This window comes from Kitasatospora sp. NPDC001175 (assembly GCF_053598215.1).
This window is the reverse complement of the sequence record NZ_JBSFJU010000184.1, coordinates 1-2,882: the sequence shown is the minus strand read 5'-3', so window position 1 is coordinate 2,882 and position 2,882 is coordinate 1. Positions and strand designations below refer to the sequence as shown.

Genomic DNA, 2,882 nt, shown 5'->3' with positions numbered 1-2,882 from the left:
ACGCCCCGGCCTTGGAGCTGCTGTGGTTCACAGGCCAAACCTAGACCAGACTTCTGACACGATTCCCGTCCGGGCCAGTTAGTTCGGAGAAGGGCCGTCGCGTACTCGCTGACCTCCTATCGTGGTCGGGTGTCGTCAGTCAGTCAGTCAGTCGGATGGGACGAGGAGTTGACGTGCCACGGCTCGAGGCAGTGAGCAAGCGTTACGGACGAGGGGAGTGGGTCGTCAGAGACGTCCACGCGGAGATACCCGCCGGGGAGGTGGTGGCGTTCACAGGCGGCAACGGGTCGGGTAAGTCGACGTTGCTGCGGATGCTGGTCGGGATCTCCAGGCCGACGAGCGGGGTGGTCTCCGGCCGGCCCCGGCAGGTCGGTTACGTCCCCGACCGCTTCGCCCCCGACGAGCGCATGTCGGCCGTGGCGTACCTGACCCACATGGGCCGTATCCGGGGCCTGGGCACGCGGGTCGCCGCCACCAGGGCGCACCAGCTGCTGGACCGCCTCGCGCTGGTCGGCGGGAAGGAGGCCCGGCTGCACATCCTGTCCAAAGGCAACGCGCAGAAGGTGGCGCTGGCTCAGGCGCTGCTGGTGGAACCGGAGTTGTTGGTACTCGACGAGCCCTGGTCGGGACTCGACGCCTCGGCGCACGGCACCCTGACGGAGATCATGTCCGAGGTGGCACGTGCCGGCGGTTCGGTGGTCTTCACCGACCACCGGGAGTCGATCACCAGGGTGCTCTCCTCGCGCACCTACACCGTCAGAAAGGGGACGGTGGCGCTCCGACCGCCGCAGGCGCAGCCCGCTCACCGTCCGGCGGCCGAGGTCGTTCTGACGCTCCCGGAGCACGGCGGCACACCCGGCGAGCCGGACTGGGACGCGATCGGCGGTGTGCGGTCGGTCGCACGGAGCGACGCCCGTCTCGTCGTCACCGTGGACCGCGACTCCGTGGACGCGCTGCTGCTGGCCGTGCTGCGCGGCGGGTGGTCGGTACTGACCGTGACCCGGGACGAGCGGGACCGGGAGGCCGGGCAGCCGGTCGAGGACACGGCCGCCGTGCCGGGAGGGAGCTTCCGATGATCGCCCTGATCCGCTACTCGTTCGCCACCGTGTTGCACACCCAGCGGTACCTGGCGCCGCTCCTGCTGTTCACCGGTCTGATGGGCGTGCTGACCGCCAACGGCAGCGGCCCGCTCCCGCCGGCGTACGCCAGCTCGGCGGGGGCGCTGTTCGTCGCCTCGACCTGGCTGACCACCGCGCTGATCGGTATCGACAGCCCGGTGCAGCGGGCGATCGTGGTGGTCGGCAGCGGCAGGGCGGCCAAGGTGCTGGCCGGCTCGATCGCCACGGTGCTGATCAGCTGCCTGTTCCTGATGGTCTTCGGACTGCTCTTCCCGCTCTGGGTGGGCTCCTACCACGTCCGGCCGGCCGATCTCCTGCTCGGGGTGATCGCCCAACTCACCTGCACGCTCACCGGAATCGCGATCGGACTGCCGTGCTCGCGCCTGGTCCTCAGACGCCAGGGCGTTGCCCTGCTCCTGGCGCTGGCCCTGGTCATGGGCTTCCTCTTCACCCACGGGGTGCCACCCGTCAACCGGCTCTTCCGGCTGATGGCGACCTCCACCGACTCCACCGCCCTGCTGGCCCGGTCAACCGGCATGCTGGCCGTCGCGACCGCCCTGTGCCTGGCCTCCGCGTGCGCCACCCACTACCTCACCAGCCGCAGGGAGTAGCCGAAACGACCTCCGTCGCACCCGCCGAGGCCGTTCGGTCCCACCCAGGGCGGCCCGGGGAACTTGGGGCCGCGTGCCGCGCTGACGAGCCCGGCCTCCTCGTCCGAGAGCTCGCAGGCGGCGGCGTTGTCAGTGCCTACCGCCATGATGAGCGGCATGAAGGAAACAGCCGTTCTGGTCTCTCCCGCCGCCTACGCCGATGCCGTCACCACCGCCGTCGAGGCGGCCGCGGCCTACTACGCCGACGGCGGCACGCCGCTGGGTGACGACGAGTACGACAAGCTGCTGCGCGCGATCGAGGCGTACGAACTCGCGCACCCCGGCGAGGCGCTGCCGGCGTCACCGACCGGCAAGGTCGCCGGAGGAGCGGCGGTCGGGGACATCCCGCACTCCGTGCCGATGCTCAGTCTTGACAACGTCTTCTCCGCCGAGGAGTTGGCGGCCTGGGCCGCCGGGCTGGAACGCAGACTCGGGCAGCCGGTGCAGGGCTGGTGCGTGGAGCCCAAGTTGGACGGCCTGGCGGTCGCCGCCCGCTACCGCGCGGGCCGGCTGGTCCAGTTGATCACCCGGGGCGACGGACTGGCGGGTGAGGACATCACCCACGCCGCCGACGCCGTGCTCGGCCTGCCCGCCCTGCTCACTGAGGCGGTGGACGTCGAGCTGCGCGGCGAAGTCCTGCTCACCCAGGAGTTCTTTCCGCTGTTCAAAACTGTCTCATGAGATGTGTGGTTCAGTCTCGACTCGTTGTGGTGGTGCGAGACGGGTGAGCTGAGGGAAGTTCCTCTCCGGCTCCTGGGGAGGGAAGAGTATGGATCTCGCCTTTGTGCAATCCGGGCTGCTGGAGAAGTACCTGGACACTGATGTGATCTCTGCTGCGAGGGTGGCCACCTTGCTGAAGCGGCGGGGCATCCTCGACGGGACGCCGGTATACCTCGACGAGGAGACACAGACGCCGATCCCACCGTTGTGCGAGTTCGGCAGGTATCTGTCGACTGGGCTTGATTCGCTTTGACGGACACCCCTGATCAGGGGCTTCGGTCCCGGTAAGGATGATGTCCATCATGGAGAGCATGGGGAACAAACCGCGCCCTCGCCGCTCGTTCACGTCGGAGTTCAAGGCCGAGATCGTCGAGCTGTGCCGGCGCGGTGACCG

Annotated in this window: 4 protein-coding genes and 1 pseudogene; 4 read left to right on the top strand and 1 reads right to left on the bottom strand. The window is 69.2% G+C overall.

Annotated features, from left to right (window positions below):
- Positions 1-173: 173 nt before the first annotated feature.
- Both ACWDAK_RS40925 and ACWDAK_RS40920 read left to right on the top strand, forming a co-directional pair.
- The gene (locus tag ACWDAK_RS40925) at positions 174-1,076 is read left to right on the top strand and encodes an ATP-binding cassette domain-containing protein (RefSeq protein ID WP_427396320.1); all 903 of its coding nucleotides are present in this window, start codon (positions 174-176) and stop codon (positions 1,074-1,076) included.
- On the top strand, positions 1,073-1,729 hold the full coding sequence (locus ACWDAK_RS40920; protein WP_344637716.1) for an immunoglobulin domain-containing family protein: 657 nt from the start codon (positions 1,073-1,075) through the stop codon (positions 1,727-1,729). Before ACWDAK_RS40925 ends, ACWDAK_RS40920 begins: the two co-directional genes overlap by 4 nt.
- Here ACWDAK_RS40920 and ACWDAK_RS40915 read toward each other — a convergent pair.
- Complete coding sequence (locus tag ACWDAK_RS40915) at positions 1,705-1,875, bottom strand: hypothetical protein (RefSeq protein WP_344637717.1); 171 nt, start codon at positions 1,873-1,875, stop codon at positions 1,705-1,707. The genes ACWDAK_RS40920 and ACWDAK_RS40915 overlap by 25 nt on opposite strands.
- 1 nt (position 1,876) lies before the next feature.
- Here ACWDAK_RS40915 and ACWDAK_RS40910 point away from each other — a divergent pair.
- Positions 1,877-2,425: pseudogene (locus ACWDAK_RS40910) on the top strand (NAD-dependent DNA ligase LigA); the annotation flags it as partial.
- Between the two features lie 112 nt (positions 2,426-2,537).
- The gene (locus tag ACWDAK_RS40905; protein WP_344637718.1) at positions 2,538-2,741 is read left to right on the top strand and encodes a hypothetical protein; all 204 of its coding nucleotides are present in this window, start codon (positions 2,538-2,540) and stop codon (positions 2,739-2,741) included.
- Positions 2,742-2,882: the final 141 nt, after the last annotated feature.